Annotated in this window: 1 rRNA gene; it reads left to right on the top strand. The window is 53.3% G+C overall.

The annotated features are described in order from the left end of the window. Window positions 1-175 precede the first annotated feature (175 nt). Window positions 176-538: ribosomal RNA gene (locus E7Z54_RS01920) — 16S ribosomal RNA — on the top strand; the annotation flags it as partial.

Below are 538 nucleotides of genomic sequence, written 5' to 3'. Positions count from 1 at the left end.
GCGTGTGATGTTTGAGAACTCAACAGTGTGTCATGCATATGGATTTGTTGTGACAGTTTGTGTGCATCGATGGCGTCTGCCTTTTGGGGTGGGTGTTGTTGGTGTGAGTGTTTTCGGCAATGATTGATTCTGGCAATACTTTGTCAGGGTTTGTTTTTGCTGGGTATCAAGTTTTCTTATGGAGAGTTTGATCCTGGCTCAGGACGAACGCTGGCGGCGTGCTTAACACATGCAAGTCGAGCGGAAAGGCTCCTTCGGGGGTACTCGAGCGGCGAACGGGTGAGTAACACGTGAGTAATCTGCCCCTGGCTCTGGGATAACCATCGGAAACGGTGGCTAATACCGGATATGACCTGCTCCTGCATGGGTGTGGGTGGAAAGTTTTTTCGGCCAGGGATGTGCTCGCGGCCTATCAGCTTGTTGGTGAGGTAATGGCTCACCAAGGCTTTGACGGGTAGCCGGCCTGAGAGGGTGACCGGTCACACTGGGACTGAGACACGGCCCAGACTCCTACGGGAGGCAGCAGTGGGGAATATTG

Origin of the sequence: Nocardioides sp. (genome assembly GCF_004803405.1) — a bacterium.
In the GTDB taxonomy this organism is placed as follows: domain Bacteria; phylum Actinomycetota; class Actinomycetes; order Propionibacteriales; family Nocardioidaceae; genus Nocardioides; species Nocardioides vastitatis.
Note: the sequence above shows the minus strand (reverse complement) of the source record. Positions and strands in the feature narration are given on the sequence as shown.